Origin of the sequence: Chryseobacterium gotjawalense (assembly GCF_030012525.1) — a bacterium.
Taxonomy (GTDB): domain Bacteria; phylum Bacteroidota; class Bacteroidia; order Flavobacteriales; family Weeksellaceae; genus Kaistella; species Kaistella gotjawalense.
In genome coordinates, this window is the sequence record NZ_CP124855.1 from 3,252,639 (window position 1) to 3,266,523 (window position 13,885).

18 protein-coding genes are annotated in these 13,885 nt (G+C 37.2%); 9 read left to right on the forward strand and 9 right to left on the reverse strand.

The features are described from left to right. The first annotated feature begins 10 nt into the window (after positions 1–10). Positions 11–442, forward strand: a complete 432-nt coding sequence (locus QGN23_RS14770) for an RrF2 family transcriptional regulator (protein ID WP_282905001.1) — start codon at positions 11–13, stop codon at positions 440–442. A 129-nt stretch (positions 443–571) separates the two neighbouring features. Beyond that, positions 572–1,285 (forward strand): iron-sulfur cluster repair di-iron protein, encoded by a 714-nt coding sequence (ric, locus tag QGN23_RS14775; protein ID WP_282905002.1) that lies wholly within the window; start codon positions 572–574, stop codon positions 1,283–1,285. 295 nt (positions 1,286–1,580) lie between these two features. Here the strand turns inward: ric and QGN23_RS14780 are convergent, their stop codons facing one another. Together QGN23_RS14780 and QGN23_RS14785 are read right to left on the reverse strand one after the other, a co-directional pair. After that, positions 1,581–1,790, reverse strand: coding sequence for a hypervirulence associated TUDOR domain-containing protein (locus tag QGN23_RS14780; protein ID WP_282905003.1), 210 nt, complete (start codon positions 1,788–1,790; stop codon positions 1,581–1,583). 185 nt (positions 1,791–1,975) lie between these two features. After that, on the reverse strand, positions 1,976–2,542 hold the full coding sequence (locus QGN23_RS14785) for a DUF488 domain-containing protein (RefSeq protein WP_282905004.1): 567 nt from the start codon (positions 2,540–2,542) through the stop codon (positions 1,976–1,978). 180 nt (positions 2,543–2,722) lie between these two features. On the opposite strand from QGN23_RS14785, the gene QGN23_RS14790 reads away from it, so the two are divergent. Next, positions 2,723–3,076: an arsenate reductase family protein gene (locus tag QGN23_RS14790; protein ID WP_282905005.1), complete on the forward strand. Its 354-nt coding sequence runs from the start codon at positions 2,723–2,725 to the stop codon at positions 3,074–3,076. Between the two features lie 6 nt (positions 3,077–3,082). Then, a complete protein-coding gene (locus QGN23_RS14795) occupies positions 3,083–3,259 on the forward strand; it encodes a hypothetical protein (protein WP_282905006.1) in 177 nt (58 codons plus the stop codon). Positions 3,260–3,311: 52 nt separating this feature from the next. On the opposite strand, the gene gcvT is transcribed toward QGN23_RS14795, so the two are convergent. Both gcvT and idi read right to left on the reverse strand, forming a co-directional pair. Next, the gene (gene gcvT / locus QGN23_RS14800) at positions 3,312–4,391 is read right to left on the reverse strand and encodes a glycine cleavage system aminomethyltransferase GcvT (RefSeq protein ID WP_282905007.1); all 1,080 of its coding nucleotides are present in this window, start codon (positions 4,389–4,391) and stop codon (positions 3,312–3,314) included. Positions 4,392–4,691: 300 nt separating this feature from the next. Next, the gene (gene idi, locus QGN23_RS14805; RefSeq protein ID WP_282905008.1) at positions 4,692–5,204 is read right to left on the reverse strand and encodes an isopentenyl-diphosphate Delta-isomerase; all 513 of its coding nucleotides are present in this window, start codon (positions 5,202–5,204) and stop codon (positions 4,692–4,694) included. 245 nt (positions 5,205–5,449) lie between these two features. On the opposite strand from idi, the gene QGN23_RS14810 reads away from it, so the two are divergent. Together QGN23_RS14810 and QGN23_RS14815 are read left to right on the forward strand one after the other, a co-directional pair. Next, positions 5,450–5,851 carry an LNS2 domain-containing protein gene (locus QGN23_RS14810; protein WP_282906415.1) on the forward strand — a complete coding sequence of 134 codons (402 nt, stop codon included), beginning with the start codon at positions 5,450–5,452 and terminating at the stop codon, positions 5,849–5,851. Positions 5,852–5,859: 8 nt separating this feature from the next. Next, on the forward strand, positions 5,860–6,819 hold the full coding sequence (locus QGN23_RS14815) for a D-2-hydroxyacid dehydrogenase (protein WP_282905009.1): 960 nt from the start codon (positions 5,860–5,862) through the stop codon (positions 6,817–6,819). A 66-nt stretch (positions 6,820–6,885) separates the two neighbouring features. Here QGN23_RS14815 and mscL read toward each other — a convergent pair whose 3' ends face one another. Next, on the reverse strand, positions 6,886–7,257 hold the full coding sequence (gene mscL / locus QGN23_RS14820) for a large conductance mechanosensitive channel protein MscL (RefSeq protein ID WP_282905010.1): 372 nt from the start codon (positions 7,255–7,257) through the stop codon (positions 6,886–6,888). Between the two features lie 158 nt (positions 7,258–7,415). Here mscL and QGN23_RS14825 point away from each other — a divergent pair, with 158 nt between their 5' ends. Then, positions 7,416–8,909: an NAD(P)H-hydrate dehydratase gene (locus tag QGN23_RS14825; protein ID WP_282905011.1), complete on the forward strand. Its 1,494-nt coding sequence runs from the start codon at positions 7,416–7,418 to the stop codon at positions 8,907–8,909. A 224-nt stretch (positions 8,910–9,133) separates the two neighbouring features. Here QGN23_RS14825 and lgt read toward each other — a convergent pair whose 3' ends face one another. Together lgt and yidD are read right to left on the reverse strand one after the other, a co-directional pair. Continuing rightward, positions 9,134–10,003: a prolipoprotein diacylglyceryl transferase gene (gene lgt / locus QGN23_RS14830; RefSeq protein WP_282905012.1), complete on the reverse strand. Its 870-nt coding sequence runs from the start codon at positions 10,001–10,003 to the stop codon at positions 9,134–9,136. Between the two features lie 30 nt (positions 10,004–10,033). After that, the gene (gene yidD / locus QGN23_RS14835; protein WP_282905013.1) at positions 10,034–10,273 is read right to left on the reverse strand and encodes a membrane protein insertion efficiency factor YidD; all 240 of its coding nucleotides are present in this window, start codon (positions 10,271–10,273) and stop codon (positions 10,034–10,036) included. 135 nt (positions 10,274–10,408) lie between these two features. On the opposite strand from yidD, the gene QGN23_RS14840 reads away from it, so the two are divergent. After that, on the forward strand, positions 10,409–11,686 hold the full coding sequence (locus tag QGN23_RS14840) for a replication-associated recombination protein A (RefSeq protein ID WP_282905014.1): 1,278 nt from the start codon (positions 10,409–10,411) through the stop codon (positions 11,684–11,686). 345 nt (positions 11,687–12,031) lie between these two features. Here QGN23_RS14840 and QGN23_RS14845 read toward each other — a convergent pair whose 3' ends face one another. Beyond that, on the reverse strand, positions 12,032–12,448 hold the full coding sequence (locus QGN23_RS14845; protein ID WP_282905015.1) for a hypothetical protein: 417 nt from the start codon (positions 12,446–12,448) through the stop codon (positions 12,032–12,034). A 197-nt stretch (positions 12,449–12,645) separates the two neighbouring features. Between QGN23_RS14845 and pepE the strand changes: the two genes are divergently transcribed. After that, entirely contained in the window at positions 12,646–13,338 is a 693-nt protein-coding gene (pepE, locus tag QGN23_RS14850) for a dipeptidase PepE (RefSeq protein WP_282905016.1), read from the forward strand. Position 13,339: 1 nt separating this feature from the next. Here the strand turns inward: pepE and QGN23_RS14855 are convergent, their stop codons facing one another. Then, complete coding sequence (locus tag QGN23_RS14855; RefSeq protein ID WP_282905017.1) at positions 13,340–13,750, reverse strand: acyl-CoA thioesterase; 411 nt, start codon at positions 13,748–13,750, stop codon at positions 13,340–13,342. Positions 13,751–13,885 lie beyond the last annotated feature (135 nt).

Genomic DNA, 13,885 nt, shown 5'->3' on the forward strand with positions numbered 1-13,885 from the left:
AATTTAACAGATGTTTTCAAAAGCCTGTGAATATGCGATCAAAGCAACGATTTATATTGCGCAACAAAGCCATCTGGAGCGGCGTGCCAATGTAAAAGAAGTTGCCAAGGCAGTAAATGCGCCCGAAGCTTTTACAGCAAAAATTCTGCAGCAGCTTTGCCGTGAAAACATTCTGGAATCCATTCGCGGGAAACAGGGTGGTTTTATTTTTCCGGTCGACAGGCAAAAACAAATTAAAATTTTTGATGTCGTTCAATTAATCGATGGCGACGGAATTTTTACCAACTGCGGACTGGGACTGCATACGTGTTCCTCAGAAAATCCCTGTCCCGTGCACGACGATTTCAAAGAAGTACGGAATGGTCTGGTGGCCATGGTACAGAAATATTCCTTTTACGATTTGGCGATAAAAACCGAAACCGGTCTGGTTTGGCTAAAATAATTTTTCCCTTAAACTTTATTTAAAATTTCATCAAAAAGAGGATTTAAAATTTTAGTGATTTTAATTAAGGTAATTTTGTCCGAATTAAAATATTGTGTACATTTGTATCATAATATTAAATAAGACATCATGTTAACGAAAGAAAAAACCATCGGTGAATTAGTCGCAGAAGATTTCAGAGCAGCACAGATATTCCGCAAATACAAAATTGATTTCTGCTGCAAAGGCAACCGAACCGTAGAAGAAGCATGCGAGAACAAGAAATACCGGGCAGAAGATATTTACGACGAATTGTCAAATGTTGCAAATCTAAAATCCGGCGATATCGATTTTAATTCGTGGCCACTGGATTTATTGGCGGATTATGTGGAGAAAACACATCACCGTTATGTAGAAGAAAACTCCACGGTGCTTATTCAATATTTGAATAAACTGTGCAAAGTTCACGGCGACAGACATCCGGAATTGTTTGAGATCGCAAAATTATTTACTGAAAGTGCGCACGAATTGGCAGCACACATGAAAAAAGAAGAATTAATTCTTTTCCCTTTCATTAAAAAAATGGTGAGTGCAAAACAAAAAGGCGAGGCTTTAGCAAGTCCCAATTTTGGAACCGTAGAAAGTCCAGTAGCGATGATGAAACATGAGCACACCATAGAAGGCGAGCGTTTCGTAAAAATTGCCGACTTAACCAATAATTATCAGTTCCCCGCAGATGCCTGCGGAACATATCAGGTCACTTATAAAATGCTTGAAGATTTTGAAAAAGATCTGCATACCCACATTCATTTAGAAAACAATATTCTTTTTCCAAAAGCAATCGCTTTAGAGAAAACATTCTAAATTTTAAATTTCTGTTTTTTTTACTGAAATCCACTTCATTTTCATGGAGTGGATTTCTATGTAGGACTAAGTAATTTTCCGATTTTTTAACAGGAAAAAAAATATTTTAAATTTTGTCAAAAGTTTCAGAACGATCAAATAAAGATCTACTTTTTATGTTCTTTTGAACAGCTTTTTTGTGCATTTATCTTTTTTCCCAGTTTCTTTATCTTTTGTAGACTTTTTATGACGCTGTTAGTGAAAAGCTTTTGTTGCTTTTGCGGTAAAAAGATGCAGACAAATGTCTCATTGAATATTATTCTTTTGTCAGAGCAGAACCTCTGTGCGCAGCGATATGATCGGTTTTGCTGCTTTTGATTTCATATTGCGGATCATCTTCTGTGGCGTGATGAGTGTAACCTTTATAATTGAAATCTCCTGTATGAACTTTAATAACCGTTCCCGAAACTCTTCCAGCTTCAGAATTCCAACTGACTTTATCACCGATTTTAAATTTTGTTTTCATTTTTAAATTTTTTACTTTAAACCAAAAATATTGATCACAAAACATTCAAAAAAATACCTTTCAACTGTTCAAACGAAATCTAGACATGAATAAGGAACTTTCCTTTTCCAAACTTTGAATTGTTAATTTTAGAATTACTCTTTTATCTTTTGCGGTGAAATGAAAGCTTTTCGTGGCATTCTAAATCAGTCTTTTTCCGAATAAAAAACCTTCCCGCCCACAACTCTTGCCGGAGAAGTATAAGGATGTTCCGTCGCTTTCCCGACCGACATAATATGCAGAATTTCCCAACCTTTCGCTTTCAGATAATCGGAAACCATCGAACGGTGACAGCGCCACCAAACCGCTTCTGAACACATCATTACCGTTGGTTTTCGTAAAGCTGATTTTTGTAATTCATGAGCACCATTTTCAAAAGATTCGGTTTCCATATAATCGGCGTAACCCTGAAAAGACTTATTAATCCAACGGGTGTTTTTAGAAGTTGGCGATGCTTTTCTCCGCCCGCCTAAATTTTCAATATAAACATATTCGATCCCGTTTTCTTCCAGTGATTTTTTTAATTGATCCTTATTAAACTGCGGATATTTCCTGGAACCGGCTAATCTTCGGATATCCGCCAAAACTTTAATTTTAAATGAAAGCAGCAGTTCCAGAAATTCTTCAATACTTCTGGTGGAATGGCCAATGGTATAAATAGTTGGTTGTTCCGGTGATTTCATTTTTAAAATTAAAGAGATTCTGTATTCCATATCAAAATTAAATATTTTAAATGGAAGAGGCATTCCGGTCTCGTGAAATTTTAAGTCAATATGAAATCAAGATTTGAAATATTTATTGCGCAGTTTTGTAATTAATCAGTTAGCGGATATCAATTTACAAACCTATTTTAAGTATTTTAGCATTCCTGAATTTATTCTTAAATTTGAAATATGCAAAAAATATTTTATCTCAAAACCTGCGGAACCTGCACCAAAATTTTAAAAATGTTTGACCTTTCCGGTTGGGAACTTCGGGAACTGAAAAGTGAACCGGTTACTGAAGAGGAACTGGCGGAACTGCATAAGCTCACAAAATCGTATGAAGCACTTTTCAGCAGAAGATCAACTCAGATCAAAGCCCGCGGTATCGATCTTAAATCTTTAAAAGAAGACGATTTTAAAAAATTGATTTTAGAACATTATTCTTTTTTGAAGCGACCGGTTTTTCTTACTGATCAGGAAATTTTCGTGGGAAATGAAAAGAAGAATATTGAGAATTTAGAAGCGTTTTTCACCAATAAATAAAAAGATATGAGAAATTTTTTTACTGTTTTATTAATCACTTCCTATTTCGGTTTCGGCGGATACATCGTCGCCAGCGAATATGGCCGGTCATGCAGTCCCAAAGGAAAATGTACCGCCTGTAAGAATTGTACAGGATGTAAAAACTGTGCAAAGAATGGCGGAACCTGCAGTGTCTGCAAATAAAAAAGTCTGAAACTATTTTCAGACTTTTATCGATTTTTAGAAACTATTTTCTTTACACAAAAGGTGTTTTCACCACTTTTGCCGGAACATTCTTATTTCTGATCTGAATATAAATATCCGAACCTACTTTGTTGTGAGCGGTTGCCACGTAAGCCAAACCGATTCCGATTCCTTTCATCGGACTCATCGTTCCCGAAGTTACTTTCCCGATCTCATTTCCTTCTGCATCAACCACCAGATAACCGTGTCTTGGAATAGCTCTTTCCTGCATTTCAAAACCGACTAATTTTCTGGTAACCCCTTCTTCTTTTTGCTTTGCAAAACGTTCTTTATCTACAAAATCTTTATCGAATTTCGTAATCCAACCCAATCCGGCTTCGAGCGGAGAAGTCGTGTCATCGATATCATTTCCGTATAAACAGAATCCTTTTTCCAAACGTAAAGTGTCTCTGGCAGCCAATCCACACGGAAGGATTCCAAATTCTTCACCTGCTTCGATGATGGCGTCCCACAGTTTTACGGCATCTTCATTGTTAAAATAAATTTCAAAACCGCCGCTGCCCGTATAACCGGTATTCGAAATAATCACGTCGGGGACTCCCGCCACCGTTCCCACCGTAAAGTGATAATAAGCTATTTCTGAAAGGTTCACGTCGGTTAATTTCTGCAAAGTTTCCGTGGCTTTTGGACCTTGAATTGCCAACAACGACATTTCATCAGAAGCATTGGTTAATTTCGCACCAAACTGCTCATTGTATTTCGAAATATGTGCCCAGTCTTTATCGATATTCGAGGCATTTACGACCACGAAATATTTTTCATCAGCCATTTTGTACACAATCAAATCGTCCACAATTCCGCCGTTTCCATTGGGTAAACACGTGTATTGCGCTTTCCCGTTTTCCAGCGTATCTACATTATTGGTGCCTACATATTGCAACAGATCCTTTGCTTTAGGACCTTCTACAAAAAACTGACCCATGTGTGAGACATCAAAAACGCCCACTTTTTCACGAACCGCAAAATGTTCCTGCGTGATGCCGGTATATTGCACAGGCATTTCAAAACCAGCAAAAGGGACCATTTTCGCACCCAGCGACACATGTTTATCAAATAAAGGAGTTCTTTTCATATTTTATTTTTATTAATTTATTTTCTTAGGAGCACCATGATTTTCGCTTTTTAGAAAATCCGGTCCCGCTGTCCGCTTTATCCACTCACCACTTTCGTGGATTCGTGGGATGCCGCTTCCATCGGGGCTATAATTTATTTCTGTTTCTATTTCGAAGAGTTTTCGGCAGCCGGGTAATGGAGTGGTTGAGTTATTGTGTAATTGAGTATTTGAGTTATTGCGTATTTGTATTTCAAATTCACCATTCACTATTGACAATTCACCATCACTATTTACCATTCACCTTTCACCCTTTACCATCTACAACCGATCCTTATATTCTCCCAGAATAATCTTAAACCATTCGGTGAAATTTTCCGGATTCGACTGTATTTCCTGATCGAGTGCTTCCATCGTGATAAATCGAACTTCAGAAACTTCTTCTGCGTTCAAAGTAAATTCACCATGATAAGTTCCGGTAAAAACATGGTCGAGTTCGTGTTCCCAGAGATTTCCGCCCACATCTGCTTTATAGATGAAATGAAATTTTGGAGTCAATTCCATTCCTTCAATTCCCAGTTCTTCTTTTAATCTGCGTTGTGCTGCTTCCAGATAGGTTTCATTAACCCTTGGGTGCGAGCAGACAGCATTCGTCCATTGATTGGGAGAGTGGTATTTTTCAGCGGCTCTTTTTTGCAAAAGCACTTCGCCCTGATCATTAAACAAAAAAACCGAAAAAGCACGGTGTAAAATTCCGTTTTCGTGGGCCTGCATTTTATCCATTAATCCCAGAACTTCATCATTTTCTGAGATTAAAACTACTTGTTCTTCCATCTTCACAAAATTAACATTAATAAATCTATTGGAAAAATTTTTAACTCCAAATTAACCTTCATAAATGGGGAAGCTCAATAGTTTATTTTAGCTGATATTTTTGAAAAAATGGATTTTTACATGAGTTTTTTAATGCTGTCGAGCACTATTACCAAAAGAAAAAGCCGGGGAGCATAACGATTAAGAAGATTTAATAGTCTGTAAATCAATGAAATTTTGTAATTTTGCCCCTTAAATTTTTGATGATGGAACTGGAATACAAAGATCATTTAAGCCCGATGTTGAAAGGTGAAATGAAGAATTATTTAATCGATATCGATGGTACGGTTACCGATGATATTCCTAATGAAGAACCGGAAAGAATGGTTACCGCCGCACCTTATCCCGATGCATTGGAAACCATTAACAGATGGTACGATCAAGGGCATATCATATGTTTCTTCACTTCCAGAACCGAAAATTTAAAACAGATTACCATCGACTGGCTCGATAAACACGGCTTCAAATACCACAGCGTTTTGTGCGGAAAACCCCGCGGTGGAAATTACCACTGGATTGACAATCATATTGTGAGGGCAACAAGGTACAAAGGCAAATTTACCGATATGGTAGAAAAAACAGAAACGATTGAAGTTTTTAACGATTAATAAATAGGATGAAGATATTAGCAAATGACGGTTTGGATCAGTCAGGAATTGATGCCCTGACAGAAAAAGGTTTTGAAGTAATTGTTTCTAAGGTTCCTCAGGAATTTTTAGCAGATTTCATCAATGCGCATCAGATCAGAACCTTGTTGGTTCGCAGTGCAACCACGGTTAGAAAAGAATTAATTGATGCGTGCCCAAGCCTGGATATCATTGGTCGTGGTGGCGTCGGTATGGATAATATCGATGTTGATTACGCGCGGTCGAAGAATATTCATGTGATCAATACGCCGGCAGCTTCGTCAGCGTCTGTCGCAGAATTGGTTTTTGCGCATTTGTTCAGTGGCGCGAGATTTTTACAGGATTCTAACAGAAAAATGCCTTTAATAGGAGATACCCAATTTAATCAATTAAAAAAATCATACGAGAAAGGAATTGAACTTCGTGGTAAAACCATCGGGATTGTTGGGATGGGAAGGATCGGGCAGGAGGTTGCCAGAATTGCTCTAGGACTTGGAATGCGAGTTGTCGCAGCTGATAATAATATCGGAAGAGCCAGCATTAAAGTTAAGTTTTATAATAATCAGTTCATCAATGTAGATATCGAAACCGAACCTTTGGAAGATGTTTTGAAACACGCGGATTTTTTAACTCTTCATGTTCCGGCTCAAAAAGGCGGCAGCATGATCGGTGCGAAAGAAATTGGTAAAATGAAAGACGGCGCGGTCATTGTGAATTGTAGCAGAGGTGGAGTGGTAGATGAACACGCTCTTATCGATGCGTTAGATTCAGGAAAAATAGCGTTCGCAGGATTAGATGTTTTCACGAATGAACCAACGCCTTCGAAAGAAATTCTGAGCCACCCTAAAATCTCTCTGAGTCCGCACACGGGAGCATCTACGGTAGAAGCGCAGGATCGGATCGGGCTTTCTCTGGCCGAGCAGATTTGCAGCATTTTACAGACTTATTAAGTTAAAAAAAATATACAAATAAAAAAGACGCATCAATCGATACGTCTTTTTTATTAATAGCAAACACTATTTATTTTTCAGCAAATCTCTGATTTCTGCAAGTAACTGTTCTTGAGTAGGGCCGGCTGGTGCTGGCGCTGGTGCCGGTTTTTGCATTTTGTTGACCCCTTTAATGATCAGGAATAAAACAAGTGCAATACATAAAAAACTGATGACTGCCGATAGGAAATTCCCGTAAGTAACGCCATTCCATGCCAGTTTTGAAATATTTTCTGCACCTGCCGCTTTCAGTGCAGGATTCAATAACAGGGGCGTAATTACATCTTCAACCAATGAAGAAACAATTTTCCCAAAAGCAGCTCCGATAATTACTGCGACCGCTAAATCTACTACATTTCCTTTAAATGCAAACTGTTTAAATTCCTGAACCATTCCCATAATTATATGTTTTAATTGTTTAATAAGTAAAAATAAAGAATTATTTTAAAAAATGCGTGTTTAATTAGCTAAAAATCTTATTAATTCTAAAAATATTGAGCAAAATGATTATGTATTGAATATTTTAAGTAATTTTAGATAATGAAATAATTCTTTAAATGAAAATTTTTTCAGCCCCACAAATCAAAAAATGGGATTCGTTTAGCATTGAGAATCAAAGGATCTCTTCTCTGCAATTAATGGAAAGAGCGGCGCAATCGTGCGTCAAATGGTTTCTCGCAAATTTTGAAAGTACATGTCCATTCGCTGTTTTTTGCGGCTTCGGAAATAATGGCGGTGATGGTTTTGCGATAGCGAGATTATTGTACAGCAAAGGTTTTGATGTTACTATTTTTACCGGAAAGAATGAAAAATTTTCGGAAGATGCTTTGATTAATTTCCAACGGTGCAATGATATTTCAGGAATTGAAATTCTGGATTTCGATAAGGTAAGCGGTTTTGTTTTCAAAGAAAATTCAGTCCTCATTGATGCGATTTTCGGGATCGGACTCAATCGAAATATTGAAGGTGAAATCGCCGGTTTGATTGAATTTTTAAATAAACTGCCTTTCCCCGGTATTTCAATTGATATTCCTTCAGGTTTAATGGCTGATGAAGTGATCAGTGAAAATGCAGTTGTTTTTAAAGCAGATGAAACTTTAACATTTCAAGTCTGGAAGAAATCAATGCTGCACCCGGAAACCGGAATTTTCTGTGGCAACGTTCACCTCATGGATATTTTTTTGAGCGACGAGTTTACTTCTCAGGAAGAAGCGGATGATTTTGTCATTGGCGAGAAATTGATTCACAAAGTTTATAAAATTAGAAACGAATTTTCGCATAAAGGGACTTACGGCAAAACAACCATCGCAGCAGGAAGTTTCGGTAAAATAGGAGCAGCTGTTTTAGCAACCAAAGCCGCCCTGAAATCAGGGAGTGGCTTAACCTTCGTGCTGGCGCCAAAATGCGGTTACGAAATCCTGCAAACTAATTGCCCGGAAGCGATGTTTATTAATGGCGGCGAAAATCAGGTTGTTAATTTTGAGATTGAAAAAGATTCCGCTATTGGCATCGGTCCGGGTTTAGGAACTGATTCTGCTACGCAAATTTCTTTTTTAAAATTTTTAATTCACATTTCAAAGCCCTTGGTTATTGATGCAGATGCTTTAAATATACTATCTAAAAATCCGGATGTCATAAAATTGATTCCTAAAAACTCAGTTATCACTCCACATCCAAAAGAATTTGAGCGTCTTTTCGGAAAGACAGAAAACTCATTTGAACGGTTGAAACTTGCCCGACAAAAAGCAAAGGATTTGCAAATCTATATTGTCCTGAAAGATCATCATACTCAAATAATTACTCCAGAAAACAAAGTTTACTATAATATAACCGGCAATTCGGGCATGGCAAAAGGCGGCAGCGGTGATGCTCTGCTGGGGATTATCACTTCTCTTTTAGCCCAAAATTACACACCGGAGAATGCAGCGATTTTTGGAGTTTGGCTTCACGGCAAAGCCGGTGATTTTGCAGCGGAAAAATTTTCAAAAGAAGCAATGCTGGCTTCAGATTTAATTGCGGAAATCGGAACGGTGTTCAATTATCTTAATTAAAAAATCCTTCCAATAAATTGAAAGGATTGATTTTTAAAAGAAATTCTAAAAAAAAATTAGATGTACATCTGCCTTTAATCATCATAATAATTTTTTAACGCAAAGACGCAAGACTTTATTTACAAACAGGCTGTTTTTCTCACTTTTTAAGGCGCAAAGGCGTTACACTTAGCAACGGCGCCGAATGAAAATATTTTTACGACTAAATACGGATACATTAAAAATTATTCCGGTTTTTCATTCTGTTCTTCGGTAATCACATTGTTTTTCGAATACCACATAATCACGACACCGGCGATCATAAACGGAATTGAAAGGACCTGTCCTGTATTTAATCCGGCGATGTGAATAAATTCGTCACCTTGTGGTTCTTTCAGGAATTCTACGAAAAAGCGAATGGCCCAAAGGATAATAAAGAAAAGTCCAAAAAGCCAACCTTGATGGTATTTTTTTCTGGTGTATCGGTATAAAACCCACAATAAGATGAACAGTAAGAAATAGCCGGCTGCTTCAAACAATTGCGTTGGATATCGCGGAACAATTGCTCCATATTCAGAACTTTGCTGCGGAAATAAAATAGCGAAAGGTGAGTTTTCCGGTGCTGGTTTTCCGATGATTTCGGAGTTGAAAAAGTTTCCCATTCTAACGAAAGCACCGCCCAGAGCCACTGGAATCCCGATTCTATCATACACCCAAAATGGATTTTTCTTAATGATTTTTATACTGTAATACAAAGTGGTAAAAATCAAAGCGATCGTTGCACCGTGACTGGCCAAGCCGGAAAATCCAGTAAATTCAAGATGAGGTTTGGTGCGGATCGGTAAAAAAACCGACCAGAAATCTTCCCGAAAAAGTTCGGGCTGGTAAAAAATCACGTGTCCTAACCGTGCGCCAAAAATGGTTCCAACTAAAGTCCAGGTAAAAAGAGGTTCTACGTATTTTAAGTTGACATTGTCGATCTTGTAGATTTTGGTCATCAGCATATAGCCTAAACCAAAAGCCAAAATAAACATTAAACTATAGTAATGTAGGGTAACTGGCCCTAAAGGAATCCCTGTGGACGGATCCCAGGTCGAGTATAAAAAAGTCAGCATATTATTGAATTCAAAAATTTAAAATGATAATTAATGTTTGCATTTCGGTGGAACAGGATCATAACCTTCACCGCCCCAAGGATGGCATCTTGCAATTCTTTTTGACCCTAACCACAAGCCTTTAATGGGGCCGTGAACCTTTAGTGCTTCTATCATATACTGAGAGCAGGTGGGTTCGTAACGACAATTTTTTGGCAATAAGGGAGAGATGAACCACTGATAAATTTTTATCAGGACAACCAAAGGAAATGTGATGATTTTGTTGAACATTGCCTTGCAAAAATAACGAAATAGTTTAAATTTGCTTTAAGTTTGTGGTTAAAGTTACTAAACTTCATGTTATTTATTTTCCGCTCTTCAATTTGACCACGAACATATTTTTTAAACCGCTCAATTTTTAAAACCTTGAACTCTAATTCACCTCTTGCCGAAAAACTGCGACCGAAAACTTTAGATCAGGTTTTGGGGCAGGAGCATCTGACCGGAAAAAACGGCCCGATTCGCAAAATGTTAGAGAATGACACTTTGAATTCTCTCATCTTTTGGGGACCGCCGGGGACCGGGAAAACAACTTTGGCAGAAATTATTTCTGAAACCTCGGGTCGGAAATTTTATAAACTTTCAGCCGTTTCAAGCGGGGTGAAAGATATCAGAGAAATCATCGAAGAAGCCAAAAAGCAAAATCTTTTTTCAGGAAAATCACCGATTTTATTCATTGATGAAATTCACCGGTTTAATAAGTCGCAACAGGATTCTCTGCTTCACGCGGTGGAAAAAGGCTGGGTGGTTTTGATGGGTGCGACCACAGAAAATCCAAGTTTTGAAGTGGTTTCGGCTTTGCTTTCCCGATCGCAGGTTTATATTCTGAAAGCATTAGAATATGATAAGTTAGAAGAACTCATCGATATTTCTTTAAATAAATACAATCAGGATTCCAGTACCGATTTCATTATTAAAGATAAAGAAGCGCTCATTCAATATTCCGGTGGTGATGCCCGAAAGTTGATTAATGCCGTGGAAAATGTGCTCAATCAGTTCAAAAATTCTGAAAAGAAAGAAATTGACAATGATGATGTGCTTTCGGTTTTACAGGAAACCATGGCGCTTTACGATAAAAATGGGGAGCAACATTATGACATTATTTCTGCTTTCATTAAATCGATGCGGGGCTCTGACCCGAATGGCGCGGTGTATTGGTTAGCGAGAATGTTGGTGGGTGGCGAAGATATCAAGTTCATTGCCCGGAGAATGTTGATTTTGGCTTCAGAAGATATTGGATTGGCAAATCCGAATGCTTTGGTGATGGCGAATAACTGTTTTCAGGCGATTAATGTGATCGGAAATCCTGAGGCCAGAATAATTTTGAGTCAAACAGCTGTTTATTTAGCAGTTTCGCCAAAAAGTAATTCAACTTATGTTGCGATAAATGATGCGATTTCTCATGTTAAAAGAACAGGAAACCTTCCCGTTCCCTTGCATTTGAGGAACGCTCCGACGAAATTAATGAAAGATTTGGACTACGGAAAAGATTACGGTTACGCCCATTCTTACGAAGGGAATTTTGTTGATCTGGAATTTCTACCTGAAGAATTAAAGGGAACTTCATTTTACAAACCCGGAAATAATTCCACCGAAAATAAAATTGCCGACCAACTCAAAAAGAAATGGAAAGATAAATATTGATTGAACTTTTTTAGATTTTCAGACGATCAGTTTTCAAGCAAATATTCATCGTAATGTCCCATGAATTTCACTGTTGCTCCGATTAATTCTAATTTTTCCAATGCGATTTTCATTCAACAATAATAAAAAAGCCATTCGAATCGAACGGCTATATTGATGTTTTTTTTTACGATTTATTCAGATTTAAAAATTTCCGGTTTTCAGAAATATCAAATGTTCTAAAATCGCTTCCAGCAAATTGTTTCGTTGGTGTTTTCGGAATTTCTGCTTTTAAACAAGTTGCTTTTCAACGGGACGGATTATTTTAATTCAAAAGAAAGTGCTGCTTTTCAGGGCAGTTTAGAATCAGTTCATTTGTGCGGGAGAAACGGTGATTTCTGGCATTGCATAAATGTGCGATTTCGCGCGCAGTGCTACAATTTTTCTGATGTAGTTTAAATCCTTGGCTTCTTCAATCGTCATATCTTTGAATTCGTAGATTTTTACGACTTTATTATCATTAAAAGATTTTGTCACGTTTTTCAGTTCCTCTTCATTTTTTACGGAGACGCTTGTGATCAATTGATCTGCGGTGTGGTTTACCTGTGCTTTAGAGGTTCCGAAGAGTCTTTTCCAGAAATTGTTTTTTACCTCCGGCGCATTGTCTTCGTCGGTTCTGTAAATGATATAATCCTGGTTTTTGATTCCTGATTTTTCGATTCCTGCAGAAACTTCTTTGATGTTTTCCTGACTTGGGAAAAGGCCAACAATCGTGTAATTCATGATAAAGTGTTTTTGTTGTTAAATTCTATGCAAATATACTTCGTAATTATTTTAAAAAAGTACATTTTCAATAAATTAACAGAAAGTTGATAAAAATCAGGAATAATATTATTAATATGATAATTATTGATGAGGTCGATTTAATGATGTTTTTCAATTGATTATCTTTACGCTTCTTAAATTAAAATTATATAGATATGAATATCCTGCTGGCATCGACTTCTACGCTCTTTGGTGGAAATTATCTTGAATACATTAAGTCAGAAATTGCTGAACTTTTTACCGGAATAGATGAAATTGTTTTTATTCCCTTCGCAAGACCCGGCGGGATTTCACATGATGAATATACCAAGGTTGCGAAAGAGTTTTTTGCACAACTTCATATTCAGGTGAAAGGACTGCATGAATTTGAAAATCAAATTGCGGCGGTGAATGAAGCAAAAGGTTTTTTTACCGGCGGCGGGAATACTTTTTTATTGGTAAAAACTTTGCATGAAAAGAATTTGATGCAAACGGTAAAAGAAAATGTAGAAAGCGGAAAACCTTATTTGGGAACAAGCGCCGGATCGAATATTGGCGGCCTCAATATGAAAACGACCAACGATATGCCCATTGTTTATCCACCAAGTTTTGAATGTATGGGCTTGGTTCCTTTTAATATTAATCCACATTATCTGGATCCGAATCCTGATTTGAAACATAATGGCGAAACCCGCGAGACCCGAATCAAAGAATTTTTAACTCAAAACGATACAAAAGTCATCGGTCTTCGGGAAGGAAACTGGATTCGAAGAATCGGGAATCGGATTACCGTTGAAGGAAATGAAATGACCCGGATTTTTGAAAAAGACAAAGAACCGTACGAAATAAAATCCGGCACCGTATTGTAAATTATTCTTTCCAGTTTTTTTTGATTAATCCCATTAAAAAATCGGGACATTTTACGACTTTATTTTTTTCCGAATCCAGGAAAAATAAAGTCGTTTTTGCTTCCGTAATTTTCTCTTTAGAATCATTATAAATTTCATATTCAAAATCAATTCTTACACCCGGTATTTTTTTTATAAAAGTATGGATTTCTAGATTTTGATCATACAAGGCTGGTTTTAAATACTTAATGGAAAATTGGGAGACCGGTAACCAGATTCCACGGTGTTCTATCTCATTATAAGGCATCCCGAGTTCCCGAAAAAGTTCTACTCTGGCTACTTCAAAATAGGTGGCGTAGTTGCCATAATAGACGTATTTCATAGGGTCTGTTTCGGCGTAACGCACTCTTATTGTGTGTGTTGTGTGTATCATCTTAAGTAATCAATTAGACATACAAATATATTTTTAATTAATCAATAGTACAATGATTTTTTTTTGACGATTAAAAATTACATCTTTGTCTTCCCGTCAAAATTAACAAGCGAAGGAAAAAATTGCAGCAAGAAA

Bases quoted from the DNA above. Each gene is read 5' to 3' on its own strand.
- ric (WP_282905002.1), top strand. From the start codon at position 572: ATGTTAACGAAAGAAAAAACCATCGGTGAATTAGTCGCAGAAGATTTC.
- yidD (WP_282905013.1), bottom strand. From the start codon at position 10,273: ATGTTCAACAAAATCATCACATTTCCTTTGGTTGTCCTGATAAAAATT.
- QGN23_RS14825 (WP_282905011.1), top strand. From the start codon at position 7,416: ATGAAAATTTTTTCAGCCCCACAAATCAAAAAATGGGATTCGTTTAGC.
- QGN23_RS14770 (WP_282905001.1), top strand. From the start codon at position 11: ATGTTTTCAAAAGCCTGTGAATATGCGATCAAAGCAACGATTTATATT.
- lgt (WP_282905012.1), bottom strand. From the start codon at position 10,003: ATGCTGACTTTTTTATACTCGACCTGGGATCCGTCCACAGGGATTCCT.
- QGN23_RS14815 (WP_282905009.1), top strand. From the start codon at position 5,860: ATGAAGATATTAGCAAATGACGGTTTGGATCAGTCAGGAATTGATGCC.
- QGN23_RS14810 (WP_282906415.1), top strand. From the start codon at position 5,450: ATGGAACTGGAATACAAAGATCATTTAAGCCCGATGTTGAAAGGTGAA.
- pepE (WP_282905016.1), top strand. From the start codon at position 12,646: ATGAATATCCTGCTGGCATCGACTTCTACGCTCTTTGGTGGAAATTAT.
- QGN23_RS14795 (WP_282905006.1), top strand. From the start codon at position 3,083: ATGAGAAATTTTTTTACTGTTTTATTAATCACTTCCTATTTCGGTTTC.
- idi (WP_282905008.1), bottom strand. From the start codon at position 5,204: ATGGAAGAACAAGTAGTTTTAATCTCAGAAAATGATGAAGTTCTGGGA.
- QGN23_RS14855 (WP_282905017.1), bottom strand. From the start codon at position 13,750: ATGATACACACAACACACACAATAAGAGTGCGTTACGCCGAAACAGAC.
- QGN23_RS14785 (WP_282905004.1), bottom strand. From the start codon at position 2,542: ATGGAATACAGAATCTCTTTAATTTTAAAAATGAAATCACCGGAACAA.
- QGN23_RS14845 (WP_282905015.1), bottom strand. From the start codon at position 12,448: ATGAATTACACGATTGTTGGCCTTTTCCCAAGTCAGGAAAACATCAAA.
- QGN23_RS14780 (WP_282905003.1), bottom strand. From the start codon at position 1,790: ATGAAAACAAAATTTAAAATCGGTGATAAAGTCAGTTGGAATTCTGAA.
- mscL (WP_282905010.1), bottom strand. From the start codon at position 7,257: ATGGGAATGGTTCAGGAATTTAAACAGTTTGCATTTAAAGGAAATGTA.
- QGN23_RS14790 (WP_282905005.1), top strand. From the start codon at position 2,723: ATGCAAAAAATATTTTATCTCAAAACCTGCGGAACCTGCACCAAAATT.
- gcvT (WP_282905007.1), bottom strand. From the start codon at position 4,391: ATGAAAAGAACTCCTTTATTTGATAAACATGTGTCGCTGGGTGCGAAA.